Genomic DNA, 26,243 nt, shown 5'->3' with positions numbered 1-26,243 from the left:
TAATCTTATAAATACTAACCTGCAGGGATGTGATTTATAGTGTACAAACTTATTTATAAAGCGAAAAAGTGAAGGGTAAATGTGTCCAGAATGTGGGTAAAAATGTCTTGTCTGAATGGAAACTTATCAAATTGGGTGTTTCGGTAAAATCAGCTTCTGTATTCCTGTTCGTCAAATACTTCTAATAAAGCTTAGTTCGTTTGTTCCAAATCGTAGCATTCAGCATAACAGATTAAAACAGGAAACCCAGATTTTCTTTAAAAATCTGGGTTTTGCTTACTTCTATGTATTATTTATTTGTTGTCTCACTAGGATTCGAACCTAGACTGGCAGAGCCAGAATCTGCAGTGCTACCATTACACCATGAGACAATACCAATTCCTTAATGCAAAGGAATAATTTTTTTATTTAACTATAAGCAAAAAATAGTTTTTCTTGCCTTTTTGCGCTAAAATATATTTTCCTCCGATCAGGTAAGACGCATCAATTAAAGTATCCTGATCTTCCAGTTTCGCTTTATTTATCATCACTCCACCTGCTTGAGTTGTTTTGCGCATTTCTCCTTTCGATGGAAATACGGATGCTTTTTCGGTAAGCAAGTCTATTGCTTTTATTCCCGCCGAAAGTTCGTCTTTCGATATTTCGAACTGAGGCACGCCTTCAAATACTTGCAACAGGGTTTCCTCATCCAACGACTTCAATTCGTCGGCCGTAGAATTCCCGAACAAAATATTGGATGCGCTAACTGCTGCCTCATAATCTTCGACAGAGTGAACCATCACAGTGATTTCTTTCGCCAATCGTTTTTGCAACGGACGCAAATGCGGTGCAGCTTCCTGCTCTTTCACCAAAGCATCAATCTCGTCTTTAGACAAAGCCGTGAATATCTTGATATATTTTTCGGCATCTGCATCGCTCACATTCAGCCAGAATTGGTAGAACTTGTATGGCGAGGTATATCTTCTTTCCAACCAAACATTACCCGATTCCGTTTTACCGAACTTCGTGCCATCGGCTTTCGTGATAAGCGGGCAAACAAGAGCAAATGCTTCTCCTCCAACCTTACGGCGTATCAGTTCCGACCCTGTGGTGATATTGCCCCACTGATCCGAACCTCCCATCTGGATTTTGCAGCCATAATCCGAATAAAGATGTAGATAGTCATAACCCTGCATCAACTGGTAAGAAAACTCAGTAAACGACATGCCTTCGGACGATTCTCCACTCAACCGCTTTTTCACAGAGTCTTTTGCCATCATGTAATTTACGGTGATATGTTTTCCTATATCACGAATAAATTCCAAGAAAGAAATATCCTTCATCCAATCGTAATTATTCACCAACAATGCGGCATTGGGTTTGTCCGACTCAAAGTCTAAGAACTTAGCCAACTGCTTTTTAATGGCTTCCTGATTGTGACGAAGTGTTTCTTCATCCAGCAATTTCCTCTCTTGCGATTTCATAGATGGATCGCCAATCATACCCGTAGCTCCTCCAACAAGGGCTATCGGACGATGTCCGGCACGCTGAAAGTGTTTCAAAATCATTACACTCACAAGGTGACCAATATGCAACGAATCGGCCGTCGGGTCAATACCAACATAGCCTGAGGTCAATTCTTTTTGCAATTGTTCTTCTGTTCCCGGCATAATTTCTTGAATCATGCCACGCCATCTTAATTCTTCTACAAAATTCATCGATAGATTTAAATTACTTATTTTAATAGTTTGAAGGACAAAAGTACGACTTCTTTTTAGAAGAAAGAAAAAAGTACTGAAAGATTGTAGGGGAGAATTTCTCTCCTACCGATAAATTGTTGATATTCGGGCGTAAATTATACTTTTTTGCAAAAAAATAGCAGCAAGCTAAATAACTTACTGCTAAATATTATATTACAATTAAATAATCAACATCAAATCCAACGAACAAAGGCAAAGTCCATTCTATGAGGCAGATCAGGGTTGCTAGGATAAACCCTGTATGCAAACCTGTGATATCCTGTATATTCGATATTCTCAACTGCTTTGAAATAGAGCTTAGAACCTTCTTTCCTCTCCAATTTGAATGGCATGGTTTTGATGAACTTGGTTTCATTGGTCTTATTGTCATATCTCGACAACACTGTTTCTATGCCCAAATCGCCAATCATGTCTTTTTTGTCGATAACAATTTCTACCGAAATTTCGTCATGTTCAAATAAATTCATCGCAGGAACAGAAGATGCCTCCTGACCATTTATTTTCAACGATTCGACAACAAAGCTATCCCATTTAGATGCCATATCTTCTTTCCATGCAGCTATTTCCTTAGCTTTCGCATAATTGTTGTCCGTAACCATTTTCTTACGTGTAGCCAACGGAATATAGAATCTTTCGATATAATCGTCGATCATACGTTTGGTTGTATAATCCGGAGCTATTTGCGCGATACAGTTTTTCACGTATTTAACCCAAGCAGGTGAAAATCCTTCTTTGTTACGGTTTTCGAAATACAATGGTAGAATCTTGGTTTCGAATGTATTGTAGATAGTTGCCGCATCCAATTCGTCTTGGAACGCCTGATTTTCGTAACTTCTCTTGTCGGTCAACGCCCATCCGGCTTCTTCCGTATATCCTTCATACCACCATCCGTCAAGCACAGAGAAGTTTAACACTCCATTCATAACGGCTTTTTCTCCCGATGTTCCGGATGCTTCCAACGGACGGGTTGGTGTATTCAACCAAATATCAACACCCGAAATCATACGTTTTGCCAATTGCATATCGTAATTTTCAAGGAAGATGATCTTACCTTGGAATTGTGGCATACGTGATATTTCGATGATTTTCTTTATCAACCCTTGACCTCCACCATCGGCAGGGTGAGCCTTTCCTGTAAACAGGAACTGGATAGGACGTTCCGGATTATTCACCAACTTAGCCAAACGATCAAGATCGGTGAACAACAAGTGCGCTCTTTTGTAAGTAGCAAAACGGCGTCCGAACCCAATCAGCAAGGCTTCTGGGTTTACTTTTTCAACTATCGAAAGAACGTGTTTCGGATCTGTCTGGTTTTTAATCCAACTTTCCCTCAAATATTCCTTAACATAATTGATAAGGCGTTTTTTTAGCGATTTTCTTAAATTCCAAACTTCCGAATCGGCAACATCATAAATTGCTTTCCAGATATCTTTGTTCGATTGGTCGTTATAGAAATCTTTATTGAACGATTTTTCATACAATTTTTTAGCCTCGTTTGTGGCCCATGTTGGCAAGTGAACCCCGTTTGTCACATATCCCACATGCAACTCTTCGGCAAAGTAGCCGCTCCAAATCGGTTGAAACATTTTGCGGGATACAATTCCGTGCAAGTAACTAACTCCGTTTGCCTGACTGCATGTGTTCAGAGCAAAAACACTCATGCTGAATTTTTCGCCCGATCCCGGATGTTCACGCCCCATATCAATAAACTCTTGCCAAGATATGCCCAAACGCGCAGGATAGCTGCCCATATATTTGCCCAGCAATCCTTCTTCGAAATAGTCGTGACCTGCCGGCACAGGTGTGTGAACCGTGTACAAACCTGATGCACGTACAACTTCAAGTGCCTGATTGAATGTCAAATGCTCTCCTTCTATAAGATCAAGAAGGCGTTGTATATTTATAAATGCGGCATGACCCTCGTTGCAGTGGTAAATATCTTTCTTAATACCCAATTTATTTAACAATTGAATACCACCGATACCTAAAAGGTATTCTTGTTTCAGACGGTTTTCGATGTCACCGCCATACAATTGGTGTGTAATAGGACGGTCGAATTCGCTATTGCTATCTAAGTCCGTATCCATCAAGTATAAAGGTATACGACCTACATTTACTCTCCATACATGGCAATAGATATCTCTACCGGGGAATGGCACAGACAAGATCATCGGATTTCCGTCAGATTCAAAAACCTGCTCTATCGGCAAGCTGCCGAAGTTTTGAGGCTCATAATTCGCAACCTGCTGTCCATCAGGAGATAATGTTTGCGTAAAATATCCGTATTTGTAAAGAAACCCTACTCCGGTAAGGTCTACATGGCTGTCGCTGGCTTCTTTCAGGTAGTCGCCCGCCAAAACACCTAAACCTCCGGAATAAATTTTCAGAATATGGGTGAATCCATATTCCATACTGAAATATGCTATTGAAGTTTTGTTCGGATCAAATTTCTCTGACATATATTTGTCGAAATCGGCAAATACTTTTTCGGCTTTCGCCATCAATGCTTTATCCTTAACAATCTCTTCTTCTCTTGTAACAGAAAGGTTCTGAATCAGAATAACAGGGTTTTGCCCCGACTCTTTCCATAATTTAGGATCTAATGCTTCGAAAAGTTCAGCAGCATCGCTATTCCACACCCACCATAAATTTCGAGCGATTTTTTCTAGTGGCTCAAGTTCCTTGGGTAGTTTTGCTTGTGAATAAATTTCCTTCCATGCAGGTTGATTGGAATTACTCGCTTGAATTTTCATACTTACAGTGATTTTAGTTTACGAAATAATATCTTGATTTTCTTGAAAAAAGAAGACACAAAGATAAGGATAAATTCTAAAAAAAAATCAGGTTTTATATTTAATATAGTTATATTCAACCAAAAATGAGGTTCACTTGTTATGATAATGACAATTAAAAAGAGTAGAAGAAGCCTCTTTTTATATACCTTTACCAATTGAAAATGGAGCACACAAAATGAACTTGGAATTTTTTACATTTATTCTGTTTCTTGGGGCTATTTGCGCCGGTTTTTTAGGCTCTTTAACGGGGCTTGGCGGTGGAGTCGTCATTATTCCGCTGCTCACTCTGGGATTCGGTATAGACATGCGCTATGCTATCGGCACAGCTTTGGTTACGTCCATTGCCAGTTCGTCGGGTGCTGCCGCTGCCTATATAAAGGAGGGAATAACCAATGTGCGCATAGGGATGTTCCTCGAAATTGCCACCACAACGGGCGCCGTTGCAGGTGCTTTGATTGCCATGTATCTCGATAAGATGTATATTGCCATCATATTTGGTTGTGTATTGATATTTTCGGCCGTTCGCTCGGTTTCTCAAAAAACGGAAAACGTGGACTACTCTGCCCCGGGAGATAAACTGGGCGAGAAATTGAAGTTGAACGGATCGTATACTGATAACGGAAAAGTAGTTGATTATAAAGTAAAAAACGTTGCCGGAGGCTATTCGCTGATGACTTTGGCTGGAGTTTTATCCGGATTGTTGGGTATAGGCTCCGGAGCATTGAAGGTTTTGGCAATGGACACAGCTATGAAAATACCGTTCAAGGTTTCCACAACTACCAGCAATTTTATGGTGGGAGTAACCGCCGCCGCCAGTGCAGTCATTTACCTTCAACGCGGATATATTGATCCCGGTTTGGCTTTACCTATTGTGGTTGGCGTTTTGCTGGGTGCATTTTTCGGATCGAAAATATTACCGAAAGCCAACGTCAGGAAATTGCGTTTACTGTTTAGTGTGGTAATATTCTTTCTCGCAATAATGATGATGTATAATGGTATAACAGGCAAGCTATGAGCAAGATGAAACCTAGTATATTTTCAAAAGAATTTTGGGTAGAGCGGGATGTTGAGCTGTATATCGGGAAATTGTTGCGCTACGGGGTGATGCTCGCTTGTGGCATTACGCTTTTGGGCGGAATCATTTATTTGATACAACATCACGGAATTGTACCCGATTACAAAACTGTGCCTTCGGGAGAAACCTTTGCGGGAGTAGATCAAAGCCTGAGGGAATTTTCTTCTATCTGGAAGGGGGTATTGGCTATCGATGGAGCTTCGATAATTCAGCTGGGAGTGATTGTGCTGATCGCAACTCCGATAATGCGGGTTGCTTTTTCGGCTGTTGCTTTTCTGATTGAAAAAGATTATATGTATGTTGTGATAACGCTTATCGTGTTATTTATCATTTTAGCTAATGTGATATTCGGGTTGCATTGAACATTATTATTAGTAAATAATGCCAATCAGTATTCGGATTTTCTATAATAAAAACGTTGGATTTTACTCAACGAATATCCGGGTGGAGTAGAAGCCTGCCCAAAAGTAGGGGCGTAAAATCTTACGCCCGAATATCAGGGCGAATGTTTATTCGCCCCTACGGTCATTATTATCGAAATTAATCCAACCTATTTTAACTACTGATTCGCATAAATAACGAGTTATGTACAACAATAATTAGGTAAATTTTTAGTTTAAAATAAGGTTTCAGTCCTTTTTCTTATTTTTTTTGTAGGTTCGATAGCAAAGACAGCTATATTTCAGAAATATATCATTTAATACTTTTATTAATTTACTGTAGCAATGAAAAATAATAAAATAACATCTCTTTTTGGGATTCAGTATCCGATAATATCGGGAGGAATGGTTTGGTGTAGCGGATGGCGTTTGGCTTCCGCAGTGAGTAATGCCGGTGGGTTAGGTCTTATTGGAGCAGGTTCGATGCACCCTGAAACACTTCGTGAACACATTCAAAAGTGTAAGGCTGCAACGGATAAGCCATTTGGTGTTAATGTGCCATTGATGTATCCCGAAATAGAAACAATAATGAATATCATTGTGGAGGAGGAGGTTAAGGTTGTTTTCACATCGGCCGGAAGTCCAAAGGTATGGACTAAGTTTTTGCAAGAAAAAGGCATCAAAGTAGCTCATGTTGTGGCAAGTTCCAAATTTGCGTTGAAGTGCGAAGAAGCCGGAGTAGATGCCGTTGTTGCCGAAGGGTTTGAAGCCGGAGGGCATAACGGACGCGAAGAGACAACGACAATGGTTCTTATACCTCAAGTGAAAAAAGTTTTGAAGAATACGCCTCTTCTTGGAGCCGGAGGGATAGGCACAGGCAAAGGAATGTTGGCAGCAATGGCTCTTGGGGCAGATGGTGTGCAGATAGGAACTCGCTTTGCTTTGACCGAAGAAAGTTCCGCATCGGAAGAATTCAAGAAACTATGTATTAGCCTGGAAGAGGGTGGAACAATGTTGTCACTGAAAAAAGTTAGTCCTACCCGACTAATCAAAAATGATTTCTTCTATAAAGTTAACAATGCTGAAGACATAGGTGCATCGGCAGAAGAAATAAAGGGTATTTTGGGTAGAGGTCGTGCCAAGAAAGGAATTTTTGAAGGTGATTTGATTGAAGGAGAACTAGAGATCGGGCAGATTTCATCCTTGATAGAGGATATTCCAACCGTTTCGCAAGTCGTCGGAAATATAATATCTGAGTATAATGAAAACGTTGAAAAATTAATAAAGTTCTAAATTACGATGAAATATTTTGTCCATACATTCTTATTCGTTTTCAGCATTCTTTTTCTCTCTTCTTGTGGTGAGGAAGATACCCAAAGAAGTACAGCCAAAGTCCGATTTAAATTGGATTTAATAGGTTTAGACAATAATCTTAGTGCACCATATAGTTATAGTATTTTTAATAAGCCGAGAAATAAAGAAGAATATCTTGGCTATTCTGGATTGATTATTTTCAATAACGATAATGCCTTGGGTGATGGAAAATTAAAAGCTTATGATCAAATGTGTCCTCACGAAAATCAAGCTAACATAAAAATTACTCCAACTGAAGACTTCAAAGCTGTCTGCACAAAATGCAATTCAATGTTTGATTTAATATATAATGGAATTAAACTATCTGGACCATCTAAATACAGTTTGTATAGATATTCTATTTATGGTAGTGGAACAAATTTAACAGTGGGAAACTAATTTTTTTATTGATTTCTTTTGTTAAATAGGAAAACATTTTTACATTTGCAGTCGCTAAAACGAACAAAGGAATTGAATAGTGTTTTGATTTATGTTTTAGGATAGCAATGTTTGCGAAAGTAGCTCAGTTGGTAGAGCACGACCTTGCCAAGGTCGGGGTCGCGGGTTCGAATCCCGTCTTTCGCTCAACTCGAAAAAGACACTTTAGAGAAAACAAAGAATAATGCCTTTCAAACAAACAGTTTGGGAGGCTTTTTTTATATTACAGCTTCTAACTGGAACTCTTTTCTACAAAATCCCTCAATTTTTTACATTGATCCACAATATATACCAAAAAAAAAGAGATAAACTAATTCAAGTTTATCTCTTTTTTGAGCCTCTTGTCGGATTCGAACCAACGACCCCGAGATTACAAATCACGTGCTCTGGCCAACTGAGCTAAAGAGGCAAGTGGGTAAGCTTACTACATCGCGTCGCTACGACCAACTACCCTTGCTGCGATCAAACCCTGGGGGATTTGTTAGGAGCTGACCGTATAGGACTTACCCGAGCACAAAAGTAGTGCTTTTTTTTAATTCTCCAAATACATATTTTTATTTTTTCTTTCCTATCCTTTTTCTATCTTTGTTGTAGACTTGGCTGGAGTAGTATAAAACAATTATAAAACAATGACTTAATGGTTGTTGTTATGAATATAGACAATTGATATAAATTATCTAATTTTTTTTCGAATGGTAACACTTATAGATCGTTTTATTAAATATGTGAAGTTTGATACGGAATCAAACCCCGAAACGGGAGTAACACCAAGTACGCCCGGACAGATGGTATTGGCTAAAGAGTTGGAAAAGGAATTGAAGGAAATGGGCCTGGAAGATATTACCTTGGACGAAAAGGCATATCTGATGGCTACATTGCCCGCTAACACAGACAAACCAATACCTACAATCGGATTTATTGCGCACCTTGACACAAGTTGCGACTTGACGGGGAAAAACGTAAATCCGAGAATTGTACAGAATTATGATGGAAAACCAATCATATTGAATGAGGAACAAAAAATAATCCTGTCACCAGATGATTTCCCTGAATTATTGAACCATATAGGTGAAGACCTTGTTGTAACAGATGGTACAACATTGTTGGGAGCCGACGATAAGGCAGGGATCGCTGAAATTCTGACTGCCATACAATATCTGCAAAATCACCCGGAAATTGAACATGGAAAAATACGTATTGCGTTCAATCCGGATGAGGAAATAGGCGAAGGTGCTCACAACTTTGATGTGGAAAAATTTGGAGCCGAATGGGCATATACAATGGATGGAGGTGAAGTTGGCGAATTGGAATTTGAAAACTTCAATGCCGCCGGAGCCAAAGTAACCATTCAGGGGAGGAACGTACATCCCGGATATGCAAAAGGAAAAATGATAAATGCTCTGGTAGTTGCCAACAAACTGATAAGTTTACTACCGCCCGATGCTCGCCCCGAACATACAGAAGGATATGAAGGTTTCATTCATCTTGTGGGTATTTCCGGATCGGTAGACTCGGCAACCGTTCAGTTCATAATACGTGATCATGACCGGAAATTGTTTGAGCAGAAAAAACAACTGATGAATGATTGTGTCGATTTTATAAATAAGCTTTACCCCGGTTCAACGAAATTGGAGTTGAAAGATCAGTATTATAATATGAGGGAAAAAGTTGAGCCTGTGAAGCATATTGTAGATATAGCTTTCGAAGCAATGGAATCATCTGGCATCGAGCCACAGGTAAAACCTATCAGGGGAGGAACAGATGGTGCTCAACTATCGTTCAAAGGCTTGCCTTGTCCAAACATTTTTGCGGGAGGACTTAATTTTCATGGACGTTACGAATTTGTCCCCATTCAGTCGATGGAAAAGGCTGTGAATGTGATTGTTAAAATCGCTGAACTTGTAGCAAAAAAAGGGAAATAAAACTACCAAAATGCAAACTAAAATACTATGAACTATTACAGAAAACTACTCACGTTTGGCTTGTTAGTTGCTTTAACATTTTCATTATCAGCCCAAAAGGGCAACAGAAAAGGAAGCGTAACAGGAGCTAGTACAACGGAAGCTCAGGCTTCAAAAATTATTGAATACACAAATGCTGTTATAGAATTGAATAACAGGCAATTTGATAGATTGAAGGATTACAGGAGCGTTTTGAAGGCCGGGGATGCGGCTTTGGAAAGATATAAACGAAATTATGACCCACGTTTCCCCGTTTCATTCACGCAAACCAAGTATCCGGTTCCGGCAGGATATATAGCACAGTATGAGGAGGCGGAGAAAAAAGCGCCTGCTTTTCCTGAAAAAGCGGAAATTGTGCAAGCAGTAAAAAACGCCCGGGCAAGTGTGGCTAAGTTGGACGAATGGAGCGACAAAATGGGTAAGTATTTTAAAGAAACCCAGTTTACGCAAGACAATTTTGCCCAATATCCAACAATAAGAGACAGTGTTGAATATTATTTGTCCGACAGCAGGAAAATGTGGCGGATAGCCGCCAGATGCGCATCGGCCGTAGGAAGCGAGAAAGAAAATATATTTCTGAAAAAAAGCAAAGTGGCTCCATTTATCATCCCGATGAAAAACGATCTGGGTTTGATGAAAGATATTGTTACAGAATTATATGATTCTGTTGACGATAGTTTCCAGATAGACAAAACCGTGCTGCCAGCCTTAAAGTCGGGGTTGGATGCTACGAATGCTTCTCTAAAAAAGAATGAAGACCTTAAGGGTCGTAATACTTCGGCTCTGACACGTATAGACGATTATAAATATTTCTATTCTAAAGCTGCAGAATGTACAAAATATTATGCAAAAATTCTGGACGGTTTCGCCGTAGAGCGTCCTGATTATGATAGGCTTGACTCGGATTTCAGAATGTTGAGCCAGGAATATAACAACTTGATCGGTATATATAACCACTTTGCGGAAAGGGCAGGGAAATAATAAAACAATGAATTATGAAAACCACACCATTTACAGATGTACATATTGCACTGGGTGCAAAGATGCATGAATTTGCAGGCTACAACATGCCTGTCGAATATTCCGGTATCATTGACGAGCATCAAACCGTATGCGATGCAGTTGGAGTTTTTGACGTTTCTCACATGGGTGAGGTCTGGATTAAAGGTCCGAATGCAGAAAAGTTTGTACAGAAAATAACTTCAAACGATGTATCCACACTACCTATCGGCAAAGTTCAGTATACTTGCCTGACTAATCCGAATGGTGGAATAATCGACGATTTGTTGGTTTATCACTACGAAGCCGAAAAATACATGCTTGTGGTGAATGCTTCGAACATAGAGAAAGACATCAAATGGTTTGAGCAAAACAACGATTTGCGGGTTACGATCGACAATGCTTCCGACAGATTGGGATTATTGGCCGTTCAAGGGCCTAAGGCTTTGGCCACCCTTCAGAAATTGACAAAGGTAGATTTGACAAAGATTCCGTATTATTCGTTTGCTGTGGCTTATTTTTCCGATATTGACGATGTAATCATTTCAAACACAGGTTATACGGGAGCAGGTGGTTTTGAAATATATTTTTATGCCGAGCATGGACTTAAGTTGTGGTATGCGATAATGGAGGCGGGAAAAGAATTCGGAATCAAACCAATAGGGCTGGGGGCACGTGATACGCTTCGCTTGGAAATGGGATTCAATCTATATGGAAACGATCTGGATGATACAACAACTCCGCTTGAAGCCGGATTGGGATGGATTACGAAATTTGTGGACGGGAATGATTTTGTCGGACGAAAAGTTCTTGAAAAACAGAAAGAAGAGGGTGTCAGCCGTAAACTTTGCGCTTTCAAGATGATAGACAAAGGTATTCCTCGTCATGGATATGAAATTCTGGATGAGGATGGTAATGTGATAGGCAATGTCACTTCCGGAACGATGTCTCCAACCATGAAAATAGGCATAGGTTTAGGCTATGTGAAAACGGGTTTCGCAAAACCGGAAACCACTGTATATATTAAAATAAGGGATCGAAAGCTGAAAGCAGAAGTAGTGAAATTGCCTTTCAGAAAATCTCAGGTTTAATAAATAAAGCGAATTGTTTTTAGGTTAACATAAACATAAAAGTAAAGATGAAAAAAAGATTAACAATTGCTCTTGTTGCACACGATCAGCGAAAAGCCGATATGGTTGAATGGTGTTACTACAATTCTGATTTTCTAGCTCAGCACCACTTGGTCTGCACCGGAACAACAGGGCATTTGATAAGAGAAGCCTTTGACAAGAAAGGCATTGAAGCGGAAATAACGTGCATGCATTCGGGACCTCTGGGTGGGGATGCCGAAATTGCGGCGATGGTGGTTCGGAAAGAGGTCAATATGGCCGTGTTTCTTATCGACGACCTTAATGCACAGCCACACGAAGCCGACATTATGATGTTGCTTCGGCAATGTCGTGTGCATAATGTTCCTATTGCCTGCAATCGATATACAGCCGATCTGATGATTACGAGTAGCTTGTGGGATCAAGACGCTTATGTGCCAACCCAGCCTCGTTATATTCCATTCGACAGAGATAATTTCGAAAAAATGATAGATAGAGGAGAGGTTTGAAAAAACTCTTTTTATTTCAAAGAAGTTAATTATTTTGAGTATACTCCATACTCTCTTTATCAATAATAGTAAAGCTCTGTCACTTTTAAAGTGGCAGAGCTTTGTATTTAAAAGAGAATTTCTTTTTTCCTTTATTGTTCCAAGGCAGAAGCTCCGCCGATAATATCCAGCAATTGATTCGTAATTGCAGCTTGCCTGCTCTTGTTATACTCAATTTTAAGTTCGTGAACCAGCTCCTGAGCATTGTCAGTTGCAATTTGCATCGCCATACTACGAGCAGCATGTTCCGATGCCTGGGAGTCGAGTAGGGCAGAGAACAGATTGGAAGCTAACACTTTCGGGATTAACTGTGACAAAAGTTCATCTTTAGATGGTTCAAGAATATAATCCGGCAGGATAGTGTTTGTAGAATCTTCCTGTGTTGCACTCAAATCGATAGGCAGATAAACAGACCTTGTCAACTCTTGCGAGCCGGCCGATTTGAAATGTGTATAAACAAGAATGATTTTGTCTACTTCCTGATCCAGAAATTTTTGTACCAATTCTTTAGATAAATCTAATACCGGTTGAAAAAGAGGCTTGTCAGCCATTTCTTCATAATTCCCTTGAGCCTGAATATTTTGCTTCTGAACATATGTCGCTATTTTCTTGCCTATGGGATAAACCAGAATATTGTCTTTACCAAGACTCTTATATTCGGAATATACGGCCGCAAACTCTTTAATTATATTGGCATTATAACTTCCACAAAGAGACGAGTTGGACGAAAATGCAACTATTGCTACCTTCTTCACCTCACGTACTTTCGAGTATTCAGAATCGAAGTCGTTGTCTGCGGCAAGGAGTCCTGTTAAAATCTGGTTCAATTTGACAGAATAAGGCAAAAATGAAGTAATTGCGGTTTGTGCCTTACGCAACTTAGCCGACGCAATCATCTTCATAGCCGATGTTATTTTCATCGTACTATTTACCGATGCAATCCTGTCTTTTATTGCCTTCAAAGATGCCATATTTTAACTCCTTTATTAAGTAATTGATAAAATTTGATGATATATTTCAAGTCGTAATACGCTGTGCTTTTTCTACTTGCAAAGCAACAAAAAGGCCTGAGGCCTTATTTGTACAGACTGGCAACACTTTCCGCAACTTTCTCAATTGTTGCCGTTACCTCATCATTAATAACTCCCGATTTCAGAACGTCCAGCACGTCTTTCTGATGCTGCATTTCCAATACACGCAAAAATTCACTTTCAAATTCACGAACCTTGTCGATAGGAACAGATTTCAATAAACCATGCGTTCCACAATATAAGATTGCAACTTGCTTTTCAACGGGCATTGGTGAATATTGAGGCTGTATCAGCAACTCAGCGTTCTTTTGTCCTTTGTCAATTGTCAAGGCAGTTACAGGGTCCATGTCTCCACCGAACTTTGTAAATGCTTCCAACTCACGGAACTGTGCCTGGTCGATCTTCAATGTTCCGGCAACTTTCTTCATCGCTTTTGTTTGTGCACTACCACCCACACGAGATACAGAGATACCCACATCAATAGCCGGACGATTACCCGAGTTGAACAAGTCCAAGTCGAGGAATATCTGACCGTCTGTAATGGAAATCACATTGGTGGGGATGTATGCCGAAACGTCTCCCGCCTGAGTTTCAATGATGGGCAAAGCTGTCAAAGAACCTCCACCCTTAATTCTGCCTTTAAGCGAATCAGGTAGGTCGTTCATCTGTTCTGCAACTTCTTGTTGTTCAATGATTTTTGCTGCTCTTTCCAAAAGGCGTGAGTGCAAATAGAATATATCTCCGGGATATGCTTCACGTCCGGGAGGGCGTTTCAGAATCAGGGAAACTTCACGGTACGCAACAGCCTGTTTCGACAAATCGTCATAAACAACCAAAGCATGTCGTCCTGTATCACGGAAATACTCGCCGATAGCAGCACCTGCAAAAGCCCCGAAATACTGCAATGCAGCAGGTTCGGCAGCAGTGGCAGATACTATGACCGTATAGTCAAGAGCGCCTTTTTCACGTAATGTTTCCACAATATTGGCAACAGAAGATGCTTTCTGTCCAATTGCCACGTAGATACAATATACAGGATCGCCGGCGTCATAATTGGCCTTCTGGCTGATTATGGTATCTATGGCGATTGCAGTTTTTCCTGTTTGACGGTCACCGATAATCAACTCACGTTGCCCTCTACCAATAGGTATCATGGCGTCAATCGCTTTCAAACCTGTTTGTAGAGGCTGTGTTACGGGTTGACGAAAGATAACTCCCGGAGCTTTGCGCTCAAGAGGCATTTCTATCAATTCTCCCTGAATGTCGCCTTTGCCGTCAATAGGTTCGCCCAGAGGGGTGATAACACGCCCCAAAAGACCTTCGCCCACGTTAATAGAAGCAATCAAGCCCGTACGTTTTACAGTGTCTCCTTCCTTTACCATGCTGGTAGGCCCTAGCAGAACGGCTCCGATATTGTCTTCTTCAAGGTTCATGGCAACGGCTTTCAAACCATTGTCGAATTCCAGCAATTCGTTCGATTCTGCATTCCTCAAACCGTAGATGCGAGCCACACTGTCACCGACAGAAAGCACTACCCCGATTTCGTCGAATTGAACACGGTTGTTTATCCCGTCCAATTGCATTTTCAGAACATCAGAAACTTCACTGGGTTTTATATTTTCAGACATATTATTCTTTGTAATTAAGTAAGGTCGCAGACCTATCTATATTGCTTAATGTTTTTTTCAAACTGCATGTTTTATGCCATGCTGAATTACACAATACTTTTATTTTTTCGGAGCAATTGCTCTTTTATTTTTTTCAATTGTGTAGCAACACTGGCATCCAGACGATAAGTGTCGATGTATAGGATAAAGCCGCCATCAATTTTAGGGTCAACTAGAGTTTCAAATTCGAGAGTTCCACCTTGTTTTGTATTCACAAGTCTCTTGATTTTGTCTTCCGTTGTTTTATCAATGGCACTGGCAGTGACCAGCCTTCCAACACTTATATTTTTATGATCACGGTATAAATCCATGTATACCAAACAAATAGATTGCAGTTGAAACTCTCTTCTCTGATGTAGTACCAGATCGATGAATCTTTCGAATATATCGCTCACTTTACCTCCGGCGGCAGTTTTTATTAATTCAAACTTGTCGGAATTAAGCAATACAGGATTATCCAGGATAGTACGAAGATTGTTTTCACCATCGAAAGCAGCATAAAGCCGTTTCATCTCGTTGAAAACTGTATCTTCCATCCGCTTATCCGAAGCATATTCGAATAAGGCTCGTGCGTATCGTGTAGATATAAGTCCTGAATTCATAATGAGTAATATATTAAGATTTTGAAACCATTGCTTCGTCCACCAAGCGGTCGATCATAGCCATTTGCTCTTTACTTGTGCTCAAATTGTCACGAAGAACCTTTTCTGCAATATCAACCGAAAGATCTGCAACCTGACGACGTATGTCTTTTATTGCGTCTTCTTTTTCCAGTTTTATTTGCTTTCTAACTTCTTCCAACTCTTTCAGCCCTTCGGCTCTGGCCTGATCTTTTGCTTCGTTCACGATGCGGTTTCTGGTACTTTCTGCATCATTTAAGATTTTCACCTGCTCGTTTCGAGCCGAAGTCAGTAAGGCTTCGCACTCTTCTTTTATGTTGGCCAATTGTTTGTTAGCTTCTTTGGCTGCATCTAAAGATTTTTCGATATAGGCGTTGCGCTCATCGACCATCTTCGTGATGATTGGGAAGCCGAATTTAGCCAAGATGGCAAAGACGACCCCAAACGAGAGAAGCATCCAAAATAAAAGACCGAAATCAGGTTGTAAAAGCATATTCTTTTATTTTAATTTTCTTTATTCTTAAAGAATAAATCCACAAACTACAACAGCAAACAGAGCCACACCTTCGATAAGAGCTGCCGCAATAATCATCGACATACGAATATCTCCACTTGCTTCTGGTTGGCGTGCGATACCTTCCATTGCCGAAGCTCCGATTTTACCAATACCAATACCTGCTCCAATAGCTGCTAAACCTGCACCTAAAGCTGCACCGAATCCTGTTAAACTTGCAGCTGCTTGTAATAAAATTGCTAGTAACATAATCTTTTTATTTTTAATTGTTTAATTATATATATTTTTTAAGTTCTGAGTTTTAAGTTCTGAGTCCCAAGTTTTTCTTTTTGTCATCCTGAGTGAAACGAAGGATCTTTTTGTCAATATATCTCACTTCTTCTCTTTTCACTCATGACTTTTAGCATGATGTGGTTCCACTTGCGCCAAACCGATAAACACAGCCGAAAGCATGGTGAACACATACGCCTGAATGTAAGCAACAAGTATTTCTACAAAGTCGATGAATATTGTCAACAATACCGATACGCCCGTCATAGACAGATTGATTGCTGTACCCAGTTTTACAGTCACGAATATCAAACAAACCAACCCTAATACAATTGAGTGCCCTGCCAAAATGTTGGCAAAAAGACGAATCATCAATGCAAATGGTTTTGTAAATACACCTACAAGTTCAATAGCAGGCATAATTGGTATAGGTACTTTCAACCATGTAGGAACTTCGGGCCAGAATATTTCTTTGTAATATTCTTTAGTTCCGAATACATTGACTATCACCAATGTAAACACCGCTAAAACTAATGTAATTGCTATATTACCTGTAACATTCGCCCCTCCGGGGAATAGAGGAATCAACCCTAACAAGTTGTTGATGAATATGAAAAAGAATGCAGTCAACAGGTATGGCGCAAACTTTCTATAATTCTTACCCACGCATGGTTTAATGATGTCGTCGTTTACGTTCATGATAAACAATTCCATGAAACCAACAAAGCCTTTCGGTACTTTCGGGTCATCCGCCTTGCTGTTCTTTTTATACCAGCGAGCCACACTTAGGATGATGATGATAAGTAATATACTGGCAATGATTAAAGCTGCGGCATTTTTTGTTATGGAAAAATCCCACGGACGCACCTCTTCGCCGGCAGCATTTTTTTCTACAATCTTACCTTTATAATCACCATCTTTAGCTATGTAGAAACCGTTATGTGATTCCGCTCCATGATGAAATTTCGAGGAACTGAACATTTGAAATCCACTGCTTTCGCTGTATAATATTACAGGCAAAGGAATAGAAATATGGCTGTCTTTCCATGTGGTTATATGCCATTCATAGGCATCGCCAAGGTGGTCGAGTATCAACTCCTTAACGTTCAGGTCTTCTCCTTCATTTCCATGATCTGCGGCTTTTACCGGCTGGAATATGCCGCCTGCAATGAACAAGAAGATAAACAGTGTTATTATGTATTTGAAACGATTATTCATCACTTTCTATTTTTTTACTTAATTGCTTTTCAATCTTATAAAATAAGAATGTTTCGGCTGCCAGAAACAATAAGGCAAATGAAATGAAAACGGCTACAAAACTTTTCATATCGGTTTTGTCGGTCAACATATAGATCAGGATAAATCCTAAAGCAGTAAATAACTTGATCACTTTTGTCAACATGTAGATGTTTATCAGTTGCTTCTTATCTTTTTTCTTACTGAAGTTGTGAACAAGAGACAGTAATAAAGATTCTTCAACAGTGAAAAACAACAGTATTGCAACAAACCAATTTTGGCTGAATGTTGGCAGAACAAAATATAATACTCCGCCAATACACGCACCGATAATCAGTCCCAATGCAATAATAGAAACAATTAGCCTCGATTTGGTCAAATCCATTTTATTCAATGCAAACTGTTACTACATTTTTCAGAATTTCAACAAAACCACTGTTAACAGAAACTTTTTTCACATCATCTGCATTTTCCGATGTTCCGTACTCAATTTCACCCGCTTTCAAGGATGAAATAAGAGGCGCATGGTTGGGATGTATGCTAAAGTTACCCTCTGTTCCGGGAAGCATCACGTACGCAACCTTTCCTTCAAACAGCGATTTTTCGGCCGAAATTAGTTTTAGTTCCAATTCTTTCATTATGCTCCTTTCGATGCTTGTTCTTTCAATTTATTACCTTTTTCTATGGCATCTTCAATTGTTCCGACATTCAAGAATGCTTGTTCGGGCAAGTAGTCCACTTCGCCGTCAAGAATCATTTTGAATCCTTTTATAGTATCTTCAATATTTACCATAACTCCCGGTATACCGGTAAACTGCGTTGCCACGTTGAACGGTTGCGACAAGAAACGTTGTACACGCCTAGCCCTGTTCACTGTCAAACGGTCTTCGTCCGAAAGTTCTTCCATACCTAAGATGGAAATGATATCTTGAAGTTCCTTGTTTCGTTGCAATATTTGTTTTACCCGTTGAGCAACGTCGTAGTGTTCCTGACCTACTACGTTCGGGTCCAAACTACGAGATGTAGACTCCAATGGGTCAACCGCAGGATAAATACCCAATTCCGTGATCTTACGGCTCAATACGGTCGTAGCATCCAAGTGGGAGAAAGTCGTTGCGGGAGCAGGGTCGGTCAAGTCATCGGCAGGTACATATACTGCCTGAACGGATGTGATAGAGCCGTTCTTTGTAGACGTGATACGCTCCTGCATAGTACCCATTTCAGTTGCAAGAGTAGGTTGGTAACCTACGGCCGAAGGCATACGCCCAAGAAGAGCCGATACCTCAGATCCAGCCTGAGTGAAACGGAATATATTGTCGATAAAGAATAATATATCTTTTGCACCTCCGTCTTTTGCATCACGGAACGATTCGGCTATTGTCAGTCCTGACAAAGCAACAGAAGAACGTGCTCCGGGAGGTTCATTCATCTGTCCGAAAACAAGGGATAACTGCGATTTTTCCAATTCTTTATTATCCACTTTCGATAGGTCCCAATGCCCTTCTTCCATGCTCTTTTTGAACTCATCACCATAACGTATAACGTTGGCTTCGATCATTTCGCGAAGCAAATCGTTTCCTTCTCGGGTACGTTCACCAACTCCGGCAAAAACCGAGTAACCGTCATGCTTTTTAGCCATGTTGTTGATCAATTCCAGAATCAGTACGGTTTTTCCTACCCCGGCTCCTCCGAACAATCCTACTTTACCACCTTTAAGATAAGGTGCAAGCAAGTCGATAACCTTGATGCCGGTGAATAAAACTTCACGCGTTGTCACCAAGTCTTCAAACTTAGGAGGTTCGCGATGTATTGGTAAAGCATCAACCGATGTTAATTGATTCATACCGTCAATAGCTTCACCCACAACGTTCATCAGGCGTCCTTTAACCTGATCGCCTGTTGGCATTGTTATCGGGGTTCCCATCGCAACAACATCCAGACCTCTGCGTAATCCGTCTGTACTGTCCATTGCCACAGAACGCACCGTGTTTTCGCCAATGTGCTGCTGTACTTCAACAATTAAAACTTTGCCGTCTGATTTTTTTACATGTAGAGCTTCATGAATTTTTGGAAGGCTGAAAGTTGCATCTTTTTTCTCAAAATATACGTCCACCACAGGACCAATAATTTGAGATATATGACCTACTAATTGCGACATAATTATTACTTTATATTTTTGTTTATTTTTATACCCTGATTAACAATCGTCAGATGAGTGTTTGTTGTCTATGCAACAATATTGTTATTCTATAAAAAAAAGTGTTCGCAAACTTACTATTTTTGAATTGTAGTGTAACACTTGATCTTATGTTAGAAAACATAATCAAATCTGATTTGTTGAAGCAAATATAGGGATTAATTCATTTTTAAATTTTATTTTTGTAAAAATTTAAGCCATATAAATTGGTTTTATAATATTAATTAACACTAGAAGGATTTTATTCAGAAATATGGGAAAAGTTTTAATAATTGGAGCGGGTGGGGTAGGCACTGTTGTCGCACACAAAGTAGCTCAGAATAGAGATGTCTTTACGGAAATCATGCTTGCAAGCCGCACCAAATCGAAGTGTGATGCTATTGCGGAAAAGATTGGGAAGGACATTATAAAAACAGCTCAGGTGGATGCCGATAATGTAGAGGATTTGATAGCATTGTTTAATTCTTATAAGCCTGAATTAGTTATAAATGTCGCCCTTCCGTATCAGGATTTGACAATCATGGATGCTTGTCTTGCTTGCAGGGTCAACTATCTGGATACGGCCAATTATGAACCTAAAGATGAAGCTAAATTTGAATATAAATGGCAGTGGGCATATCAGGACAAATTTAAAGAGGCCGGACTGACAGCTATTCTTGGTTGTGGATTTGATCCGGGGGTGACAAGTGTATTCACTGCGTATGCAGCGAAACATCATTTTGATGAACTGCAAACGCTTGATATTGTAGACTGTAACGCCGGAGATCATGGCAAGGCTTTTGCAACTAACTTTAATCCTGAGATAAATATACGTGAGGTAACTCAGAAAGGCAAGTATTGGGAAAATGGCAAATGGGTGGAAACCGAGCCGCACGAAATTCACAAACCTTTGAATTATCCTAATATTGGAGCAAAGGAATCGTATGTTATTTACCACGAGGAGTTAGAGTCTCTTGTGAAGAATTTCCCTTCGTTGCAACGGGCACGTTTCTGGATGACATTCGGACAAGAGTATTTGACTCATTTACGTGTGATTCAGAATATAGGCATGGCTCGTATCGACCCTATTATATACAATGGTGTGGAAATTGTTCCTATCCAGTTTTTGAAAGCAGTCCTGCCCGATCCGGGCGAACTGGGAGAAAACTATGTAGGCGAAACGTCTATCGGTTGCCGTATCAAAGGTCTTAAAGACGGAAAAGAACGTACCTATTATATATATAATAACTGTTCGCATGAAGCGGCTTATAAAGAAACAGGTGCGCAGGGAGTAAGCTATACAACGGGAGTTCCTGCAACAATCGGGGCAATGATGTTCTTTAAAGGATTGTGGAGACAGCCGGGAGTGTTCAATGTTGAAGAATTTAATCCCGATCCGTTCATGGAACAATTGAATAAGCAAGGTTTGCCCTGGCACGAATTGTTTGATGTGGATTTGGAAATGTAATGTATTGATTTATAATTAAATGTTCTTTTTTGAAAATATAAAAAAGAACGAAATAAATATAAAAAACGAGAGAATTCAGATGAATTTGCTCGTTTTTTGCATTATCGTGATTATCTTTGCGCATCATCAAGCGAAATCAAAGTATGAAGAAACTCATTCTTTTGGCTCTGATCTTCTCATTTTTAGGAGTAGCCGAATCAAAAGCACAGTTTGAACAGAAAGGTAAAGCATCGTTCTACGCTAAAAAGTTCCACAAAAGAAAATCTGCAAGTGGAGAAATTTATAATCAAGACAGTTTAGTTTGCGCACACCGCACACTTCCTTTCGGAACACTATTGGAAGTTTACAATCCAAGTAACGATAAATCAGTGGTGGTAAGAGTGATTGATAGAGGCCCTTTTGCAAAAAAGAGGATAATAGATTTATCTCCGGCAGCAGCCCGCAAACTCGATTTTATACAGTCGGGGGTAACGACAGTCGAAATCAGGGAGTATAAACCCAGACGCTTTGAACCATTGGATGAAGATTACTTACTCAATATTTATCTGTTGAACGAAGAATTGTCTTTGCTAGATAGACGAAATTTATTTGATTTATCGACTCTTGCTAAAGAAGATTTAGTAATGAATTGATTTAATGAACAAGTGAGAGATTAAGTGCTGTTTCTGCAAAGGGATGGCACTTTTTCGTTTTATAAAAGATTATTGTAGAAACCGTCTAGACTTTTTCGTTTTATTCAATTTTGTCATCCTGAGAGTATCGAAGGATCTGTTTTTTAGATGTTTCACTACGTTCAACATGACAAAAACTCAAAAATTAAGTATAATTTAAAAAGTCTAGATGACTTCGTAGTATAAACTTTATTAGCCTATATAAATCTTCGCAATTTCGTAACAATTGCTTAGTATGGATGTTACAATTGTAGAATAATATTGTATCAGAAAAAATAGACTAAAAATAGACTAAAAAAAGATTATGAAAAAGATTATGAAAAAGATATTATTTTTTGCAATAGCAATACTCTCTCTTTCGGCATGCGGTTTCAATACTGACAATAAGCTATCCGGTTCGGGAGCAACATTTCCTCAGCCATATTATAAAATCATATTTAAAGATTTTACTCTAGCAACAAGTAACGACGTTAACTATAATGGAGTTGGTAGTGGCGGAGGTGTTCGTAACCTGAAAGATAAAACGGTTGATTTCGGCGCAACCGACGTGTTCTTATCTGATGACGAATTGAAAGAAATGGGCAGCGATATAATTCACGTTCCCACAGCTTTAGGAGCAGTTGTTTTATCATACAATTTGGATGGTATAAAAGACCTAAGATTAACTGCAGCTGTTGTTTCCGATATATATAGAGGCGTAATTACCCAATGGAACGATGAGAAAATTAAGGCTTTAAATCCTGATGTAAATTTACCTGACCTGAAGATTATACCTGTCTATCGTTCGGATGGTAGCGGAACAACCTATGTTTTCTCCGATTATATGAGTAAAGCGGATGAAAACTGGAAAAATTCAGTCGGAACAGGAAAATCTTTGAAATTCCCCGCAGGAGTAGGTATATCAGGAAAAGGAAACCCCGGCGTAGCAGGCTTGGTTGCCGAGACTAAAGGCTCGATAGGTTATCTGGGGTCGGAATTTGCTCTGGCTGTGAATATGCCGACAGCTTTAGTGCAGAACAGTTCAGGCAATTTTATAGAAGCTAATTCGAACAGCATTTCTGCTGCCGCTAATATTGACATGCCGAACGATACACGCATTATGATAACAAACTCATCCAATCCGGATGCTTACCCGATAAGCACATTCACCTGGATTATAGTGTATAAAGAACAAGGATATAACAACCGTTCGGAAGCAAAAGCAAAAGTTCTGGTCGATTTGCTCAACTATATTATAAGCGATAAGGCACAGGAAGTTGCAGCTAAAACACATTACGCACCGTTGTCTAAGGTAGCGATAGAAAAAACAAAAGTAAATATCAACTCCATAACGTTCGACGGAAGACCTGTTTCGGCAATTAAAATAGGTGATGATGAAAGATAAAATTTTCAAAATATTATTATTATCCGCATCCTGCTTAATCCTTCTGTTGACGGCCGGTGTGATTTATGCCCTGATAAGCCAGAGTATAAGCGCATTTTCCGAGTTCGGATTCTTCGGGTTCATTTCATCCGGCGAATGGGATTCGCAGAACGATGTTTATGGAGCCTTGCCTTTCATCACGGGAACCCTGATGACGGCGGTTCTGGCACTTTTGTTTTGTATTCCGTTCTCTCTGTCGGTAGCTCTGTTCAACGGAGAATATTTCAGAGGGAGAAAGATAGCAACAGTGGTCAGTTCTGTTGTCGATTTGTTGGCAGGCATACCGTCTATTGTTTTTGGTTTGTGGGGATTTTATGTTTTACGGCCCGTGCTTATAGATATGGGAGTTAATGCCCAGGGATTTGGGGTTCTCTTAGCGTCCATCGTCCTGGCAATAATGATCATAGCCTATGCCTCCTCTTTAAGCACCGAATTTATATCAATGGTTCCTAACGAATTGAAGGAAGGAGCATACAGTCTGGGAGCAACAAATCTGGAGGTAATAAGGTCGGTTAGCCTGCCTACCGCATGGTCCGGTATTTTCGCATCCTACATTTTGGCTTTAGGCAGGGCATTGGGAGAAACAATGGCTGTGACAATGCTTATCGGCAATACGAATAATATACCTCAATCTCTTGCCGACACAGGAAACACGATGGCAAGCCTCATAGCCAATCAGTTTGGCGAAGCAAGCGGATTGAAACTCAGCTCCTTGATGGCATTAGGTTTATTACTGTTCCTTATCACCGCAGCCATTAATTTTGTTGCTAAGAACGTTATGAAATTTGTAAGCAGATGACAAAAAAGATACATACAAAAACAGAATACAGAAAGGCGAAGGACAAGTTATTCTTCGGAATAGTTTGCCTGTTTTCTGCTCTTACGATGATTCCCCTTTTTCTGATAATATGGGAATTACTGAAAAGAGGTTACAAGCAGTTCAATCTCGATCTCTTCACAAAAATTGCACCTACCTCAATGGATGCAATGTTTGCCAAAATGAGCGGTGATGCTATTCCGGGAGGTATATTGAATGGGTTGACAGGTACTTTGCTTATGCTTGTTCTGGCTACGATCATGGCAATACCTGTGGGCATACTGACAGGTATCTATCTTGCCGAAAAACCTAAAGGAAAATTCAGCAGTATAATCAGAAATTTGTCAGACCTTTTGCAAGGAATACCATCTATTGTTATCGGGGTTATTGTTTATTTCTGGGTGGTGAAGCCAATGTATAGCTTTTCAGCTTTGGCAGGCGGTGTGGCATTAGCAATAATGATGCTGCCTATGATCATACGTTCGACAGAAGAAAGCGTGAAAATGTTGCCGGCATCGCTCAAGGAAGCAGGACTGGCTCTTGGAGGATCGTATACGACCGTCATTTTACGCGTGCTTTTACCATCAGCGTTCGGAGGATTGTTTACAGGATCTCTGTTGGCGGTATCGAGGGTGATGGGAGAAACGGCTCCGCTTTTGGTTACGGCATTGGGCGCATCGGCCATCAATTGGGATATAACCCAACCAACGAGCGCCGTTCCGCTTTTGATTTGGGAATTTTATAACGATCCTAACCTATCGAGTTTGATATGGGCAACATCGCTTCTGCTACTCCTCATAGTTTTAGGAACTAACCTTATAGCAAAAAGTATTTCAAGGAAATGGAAAATTCAATAGATATTCATTCTTAAAGGATTTGTCATGCCGAGTGAAACGAAGCATCTATAAAAAACAGATCCTTCGATGCTCTCAGGATAACAAAACAAATGAAAAGTCGAAATGACTTTGGTTATAAAAATATAAACATCAATGATAAACAACAATATGGCAAGAGATTATCTACTTCAACTGAAAAATGTCTCGGTTTCGTACGTTCGCGGAAAATATGCTGTCGACAAGGTTGATGCCGATATAAAAGCCAATACGGTAACGGCAATTATGGGACCATCGGGATGCGGAAAGAGCACGCTTCTGCGTGCAATTAATCGTATGCACGATCTGTATCCTGAAATAGAAACAACAGGCGAAATCTTGCTGAAGGGCGAAAATATTTTTCACATGAATCCTATGAAAGTGAGACGCTTGGCGGGTATGGTTTTTCAACGGCCAAACCCTTTCCCTACTATGAGCATCTATGACAATGTTATTGCAGGATATAAATTGAATGGTATACCTTTAACAAAAAAGGAAAAGGACGAAATTGTTGAATCAAGCCTGAGAAGCGTTGCCTTGTGGGACGAAGTAAAAGATTCGATGACAAAAAAGGGCACATTTCTTTCCGGAGGTCAACAACAACGGCTTTGCATAGCCCGTGCCATCGCCTTGAAACCGGAAGTTCTTTTGATGGATGAACCGACTTCGGCTCTTGACCCCATTTCAACCAATCGCATTGAAGAACTTATCCTTGAGCTGAAAGAGCATTATACGATTGTTATCGTGACGCACAATATGTCGCAGGCTGCACGTATATCGGACAATTCTATGTTCATGTATCTAGGCGAATTGGTCGAATACGATTCAACCCGGCAAATGTTCACCAAGCCAAAGGATAAACGTACTGAGGAATATCTAACGGGCGTATTTGGGTAATGAAAAGTGGTAAGTCCTGAGTTATAAGTTATGCCAATCAGTATTTGGATTTTCTATAATAAAAACGTTCTTTAACTTTGTATAATACACTGCGCGTAATCAAAGATTACTTGCATCCCTTTTGCCCTAAGCCGCAAAAGGAATCAAAAAGGCTTTCTGTGACTAAGGCTTCTTGCCGACCCAC

25 protein-coding genes and 3 tRNA genes are annotated in these 26,243 nt (G+C 39.9%); 15 read left to right on the top strand and 13 right to left on the bottom strand.

Annotation, left to right across the window (positions count from 1 at the left end):
• Positions 1-300 precede the first annotated feature (300 nt).
• The 3 genes from D0T56_RS13260 to glgP form a co-directional block, all read right to left on the bottom strand.
• Positions 301-371: transfer RNA gene (locus D0T56_RS13260), tRNA-Gln, on the bottom strand.
• Positions 372-404: 33 nt separating this feature from the next.
• Positions 405-1,697 carry a tyrosine--tRNA ligase gene (gene tyrS, locus D0T56_RS13255; RefSeq protein ID WP_163320638.1) on the bottom strand — a complete coding sequence of 431 codons (1,293 nt, stop codon included), beginning with the start codon at positions 1,695-1,697 and terminating at the stop codon, positions 405-407.
• A gap of 215 nt (positions 1,698-1,912) precedes the next feature.
• Positions 1,913-4,492, bottom strand: coding sequence for an alpha-glucan family phosphorylase (glgP, locus tag D0T56_RS13250; RefSeq protein WP_163320637.1), 2,580 nt, complete (start codon positions 4,490-4,492; stop codon positions 1,913-1,915).
• A 217-nt stretch (positions 4,493-4,709) separates the two neighbouring features.
• Here glgP and D0T56_RS13245 point away from each other — a divergent pair, with 217 nt between their 5' ends.
• The 5 genes from D0T56_RS13245 (at position 4,710) to D0T56_RS13225 (ending at position 7,927) form a co-directional block, all read left to right on the top strand.
• A complete protein-coding gene (locus D0T56_RS13245; protein ID WP_163320636.1) occupies positions 4,710-5,549 on the top strand; it encodes a sulfite exporter TauE/SafE family protein in 840 nt (279 codons plus the stop codon).
• Complete coding sequence (locus D0T56_RS13240) at positions 5,546-5,971, top strand: DUF1634 domain-containing protein (RefSeq protein WP_255491176.1); 426 nt, start codon at positions 5,546-5,548, stop codon at positions 5,969-5,971. Before D0T56_RS13245 ends, D0T56_RS13240 begins: the two co-directional genes overlap by 4 nt.
• Before the next feature lie 363 nt (positions 5,972-6,334).
• Complete coding sequence (locus tag D0T56_RS13235) at positions 6,335-7,282, top strand: nitronate monooxygenase family protein (protein WP_163320635.1); 948 nt, start codon at positions 6,335-6,337, stop codon at positions 7,280-7,282.
• Positions 7,283-7,288: 6 nt separating this feature from the next.
• Positions 7,289-7,741 (top strand): hypothetical protein, encoded by a 453-nt coding sequence (locus tag D0T56_RS13230; RefSeq protein ID WP_163320634.1) that lies wholly within the window; start codon positions 7,289-7,291, stop codon positions 7,739-7,741.
• 113 nt (positions 7,742-7,854) lie between these two features.
• A tRNA-Gly gene (locus tag D0T56_RS13225) sits at positions 7,855-7,927 on the top strand.
• 188 nt (positions 7,928-8,115) lie between these two features.
• On the opposite strand, the gene D0T56_RS13220 is transcribed toward D0T56_RS13225, so the two are convergent.
• Positions 8,116-8,189 (bottom strand) — tRNA-Thr (locus tag D0T56_RS13220).
• A gap of 283 nt (positions 8,190-8,472) precedes the next feature.
• Here D0T56_RS13220 and pepT point away from each other — a divergent pair.
• Genes pepT through D0T56_RS13200 form a run of 4 tightly spaced genes read left to right on the top strand, consistent with a single transcriptional unit; the run spans position 8,473 to position 12,358 of the window.
• Positions 8,473-9,702 (top strand): peptidase T, encoded by a 1,230-nt coding sequence (gene pepT, locus D0T56_RS13215; protein WP_163320633.1) that lies wholly within the window; start codon positions 8,473-8,475, stop codon positions 9,700-9,702.
• A 27-nt stretch (positions 9,703-9,729) separates the two neighbouring features.
• Complete coding sequence (locus D0T56_RS13210) at positions 9,730-10,722, top strand: hypothetical protein (protein WP_163320632.1); 993 nt, start codon at positions 9,730-9,732, stop codon at positions 10,720-10,722.
• Positions 10,723-10,736: 14 nt separating this feature from the next.
• Positions 10,737-11,831 carry a glycine cleavage system aminomethyltransferase GcvT gene (gene gcvT / locus D0T56_RS13205; protein ID WP_163320631.1) on the top strand — a complete coding sequence of 365 codons (1,095 nt, stop codon included), beginning with the start codon at positions 10,737-10,739 and terminating at the stop codon, positions 11,829-11,831.
• A gap of 47 nt (positions 11,832-11,878) precedes the next feature.
• Positions 11,879-12,358: a methylglyoxal synthase gene (locus tag D0T56_RS13200; protein ID WP_163320630.1), complete on the top strand. Its 480-nt coding sequence runs from the start codon at positions 11,879-11,881 to the stop codon at positions 12,356-12,358.
• A gap of 131 nt (positions 12,359-12,489) precedes the next feature.
• On the opposite strand, the gene D0T56_RS13195 is transcribed toward D0T56_RS13200, so the two are convergent.
• The 9 genes from D0T56_RS13195 to atpD form a co-directional block, all read right to left on the bottom strand.
• Complete coding sequence (locus D0T56_RS13195; RefSeq protein ID WP_163320629.1) at positions 12,490-13,368, bottom strand: F0F1 ATP synthase subunit gamma; 879 nt, start codon at positions 13,366-13,368, stop codon at positions 12,490-12,492.
• A 104-nt stretch (positions 13,369-13,472) separates the two neighbouring features.
• Positions 13,473-15,056, bottom strand: a complete 1,584-nt coding sequence (gene atpA, locus D0T56_RS13190) for a F0F1 ATP synthase subunit alpha (protein WP_163320628.1) — start codon at positions 15,054-15,056, stop codon at positions 13,473-13,475.
• An 86-nt stretch (positions 15,057-15,142) separates the two neighbouring features.
• Positions 15,143-15,697, bottom strand: coding sequence for a F0F1 ATP synthase subunit delta (locus tag D0T56_RS13185; protein WP_163320627.1), 555 nt, complete (start codon positions 15,695-15,697; stop codon positions 15,143-15,145).
• 13 nt (positions 15,698-15,710) lie between these two features.
• Positions 15,711-16,208, bottom strand: a complete 498-nt coding sequence (atpF, locus tag D0T56_RS13180) for a F0F1 ATP synthase subunit B (protein ID WP_163320626.1) — start codon at positions 16,206-16,208, stop codon at positions 15,711-15,713.
• A gap of 27 nt (positions 16,209-16,235) precedes the next feature.
• A complete protein-coding gene (atpE, locus tag D0T56_RS13175; RefSeq protein WP_163320625.1) occupies positions 16,236-16,478 on the bottom strand; it encodes an ATP synthase F0 subunit C in 243 nt (80 codons plus the stop codon).
• A 138-nt stretch (positions 16,479-16,616) separates the two neighbouring features.
• Positions 16,617-17,717, bottom strand: coding sequence for a F0F1 ATP synthase subunit A (gene atpB, locus D0T56_RS13170; RefSeq protein WP_163320624.1), 1,101 nt, complete (start codon positions 17,715-17,717; stop codon positions 16,617-16,619).
• A complete protein-coding gene (locus D0T56_RS13165; protein WP_163320623.1) occupies positions 17,710-18,129 on the bottom strand; it encodes a hypothetical protein in 420 nt (139 codons plus the stop codon). The genes atpB and D0T56_RS13165 overlap by 8 nt, the downstream gene beginning before the upstream one ends.
• On the bottom strand, positions 18,122-18,373 hold the full coding sequence (locus tag D0T56_RS13160; RefSeq protein ID WP_163320622.1) for a F0F1 ATP synthase subunit epsilon: 252 nt from the start codon (positions 18,371-18,373) through the stop codon (positions 18,122-18,124). The genes D0T56_RS13165 and D0T56_RS13160 overlap by 8 nt, the downstream gene beginning before the upstream one ends.
• Complete coding sequence (atpD, locus tag D0T56_RS13155; protein WP_163320621.1) at positions 18,373-19,893, bottom strand: F0F1 ATP synthase subunit beta; 1,521 nt, start codon at positions 19,891-19,893, stop codon at positions 18,373-18,375. Before atpD ends, D0T56_RS13160 begins: the two co-directional genes overlap by 1 nt.
• A gap of 292 nt (positions 19,894-20,185) precedes the next feature.
• Between atpD and D0T56_RS13150 the strand changes: the two genes are divergently transcribed.
• The 6 genes from D0T56_RS13150 to pstB all read left to right on the top strand — a co-directional run bounded on the left by D0T56_RS13150 (position 20,186) and on the right by pstB (position 26,059).
• Positions 20,186-21,379, top strand: a complete 1,194-nt coding sequence (locus D0T56_RS13150; protein ID WP_163320620.1) for a saccharopine dehydrogenase family protein — start codon at positions 20,186-20,188, stop codon at positions 21,377-21,379.
• A 143-nt stretch (positions 21,380-21,522) separates the two neighbouring features.
• Positions 21,523-22,011, top strand: a complete 489-nt coding sequence (locus tag D0T56_RS13145) for a septal ring lytic transglycosylase RlpA family protein (RefSeq protein ID WP_163320619.1) — start codon at positions 21,523-21,525, stop codon at positions 22,009-22,011.
• Between the two features lie 355 nt (positions 22,012-22,366).
• Positions 22,367-23,434, top strand: a complete 1,068-nt coding sequence (gene pstS, locus D0T56_RS13140) for a phosphate ABC transporter substrate-binding protein PstS (RefSeq protein ID WP_163320618.1) — start codon at positions 22,367-22,369, stop codon at positions 23,432-23,434.
• The gene (pstC, locus tag D0T56_RS13135; protein ID WP_163320695.1) at positions 23,424-24,272 is read left to right on the top strand and encodes a phosphate ABC transporter permease subunit PstC; all 849 of its coding nucleotides are present in this window, start codon (positions 23,424-23,426) and stop codon (positions 24,270-24,272) included. The genes pstS and pstC overlap by 11 nt, the downstream gene beginning before the upstream one ends.
• Positions 24,269-25,147, top strand: coding sequence for a phosphate ABC transporter permease PstA (gene pstA, locus D0T56_RS13130; protein ID WP_163320617.1), 879 nt, complete (start codon positions 24,269-24,271; stop codon positions 25,145-25,147). Before pstC ends, pstA begins: the two co-directional genes overlap by 4 nt.
• Before the next feature lie 132 nt (positions 25,148-25,279).
• Positions 25,280-26,059 carry a phosphate ABC transporter ATP-binding protein PstB gene (gene pstB, locus D0T56_RS13125; protein WP_255491175.1) on the top strand — a complete coding sequence of 260 codons (780 nt, stop codon included), beginning with the start codon at positions 25,280-25,282 and terminating at the stop codon, positions 26,057-26,059.
• Positions 26,060-26,243: the final 184 nt, after the last annotated feature.

It is taken from the genome of Dysgonomonas sp. 520, assembly GCF_010501095.1.
Lineage (GTDB): Bacteria > Bacteroidota > Bacteroidia > Bacteroidales > Dysgonomonadaceae > QVMP01.
Note: the sequence above shows the minus strand (reverse complement) of the source record. Positions and strands in the feature narration are given on the sequence as shown.

Coding starts and splice junctions, on each gene's coding strand:
- tyrS (WP_163320638.1), bottom strand. CDS start 1,697: ATGAATTTTGTAGAAGAATTAAGATGGCGTGGCATGATTCAAGAAATT.
- glgP (WP_163320637.1), bottom strand. CDS start 4,492: ATGAAAATTCAAGCGAGTAATTCCAATCAACCTGCATGGAAGGAAATT.
- D0T56_RS13245 (WP_163320636.1), top strand. CDS start 4,710: ATGAACTTGGAATTTTTTACATTTATTCTGTTTCTTGGGGCTATTTGC.
- D0T56_RS13240 (WP_255491176.1), top strand. CDS start 5,546: ATGAGCAAGATGAAACCTAGTATATTTTCAAAAGAATTTTGGGTAGAG.
- D0T56_RS13235 (WP_163320635.1), top strand. CDS start 6,335: ATGAAAAATAATAAAATAACATCTCTTTTTGGGATTCAGTATCCGATA.
- D0T56_RS13230 (WP_163320634.1), top strand. CDS start 7,289: ATGAAATATTTTGTCCATACATTCTTATTCGTTTTCAGCATTCTTTTT.
- pepT (WP_163320633.1), top strand. CDS start 8,473: ATGGTAACACTTATAGATCGTTTTATTAAATATGTGAAGTTTGATACG.
- D0T56_RS13210 (WP_163320632.1), top strand. CDS start 9,730: ATGAACTATTACAGAAAACTACTCACGTTTGGCTTGTTAGTTGCTTTA.
- gcvT (WP_163320631.1), top strand. CDS start 10,737: ATGAAAACCACACCATTTACAGATGTACATATTGCACTGGGTGCAAAG.
- D0T56_RS13200 (WP_163320630.1), top strand. CDS start 11,879: ATGAAAAAAAGATTAACAATTGCTCTTGTTGCACACGATCAGCGAAAA.
- D0T56_RS13195 (WP_163320629.1), bottom strand. CDS start 13,368: ATGGCATCTTTGAAGGCAATAAAAGACAGGATTGCATCGGTAAATAGT.
- atpA (WP_163320628.1), bottom strand. CDS start 15,056: ATGTCTGAAAATATAAAACCCAGTGAAGTTTCTGATGTTCTGAAAATG.
- D0T56_RS13185 (WP_163320627.1), bottom strand. CDS start 15,697: ATGAATTCAGGACTTATATCTACACGATACGCACGAGCCTTATTCGAA.
- atpF (WP_163320626.1), bottom strand. CDS start 16,208: ATGCTTTTACAACCTGATTTCGGTCTTTTATTTTGGATGCTTCTCTCG.
- atpE (WP_163320625.1), bottom strand. CDS start 16,478: ATGTTACTAGCAATTTTATTACAAGCAGCTGCAAGTTTAACAGGATTC.
- atpB (WP_163320624.1), bottom strand. CDS start 17,717: ATGAATAATCGTTTCAAATACATAATAACACTGTTTATCTTCTTGTTC.
- D0T56_RS13160 (WP_163320622.1), bottom strand. CDS start 18,373: ATGAAAGAATTGGAACTAAAACTAATTTCGGCCGAAAAATCGCTGTTT.
- atpD (WP_163320621.1), bottom strand. CDS start 19,893: ATGTCGCAATTAGTAGGTCATATATCTCAAATTATTGGTCCTGTGGTG.
- D0T56_RS13150 (WP_163320620.1), top strand. CDS start 20,186: ATGGGAAAAGTTTTAATAATTGGAGCGGGTGGGGTAGGCACTGTTGTC.
- D0T56_RS13145 (WP_163320619.1), top strand. CDS start 21,523: ATGAAGAAACTCATTCTTTTGGCTCTGATCTTCTCATTTTTAGGAGTA.
- pstS (WP_163320618.1), top strand. CDS start 22,367: ATGAAAAAGATATTATTTTTTGCAATAGCAATACTCTCTCTTTCGGCA.
- pstC (WP_163320695.1), top strand. CDS start 23,424: ATGAAAGATAAAATTTTCAAAATATTATTATTATCCGCATCCTGCTTA.
- pstA (WP_163320617.1), top strand. CDS start 24,269: ATGACAAAAAAGATACATACAAAAACAGAATACAGAAAGGCGAAGGAC.
- pstB (WP_255491175.1), top strand. CDS start 25,280: ATGATAAACAACAATATGGCAAGAGATTATCTACTTCAACTGAAAAAT.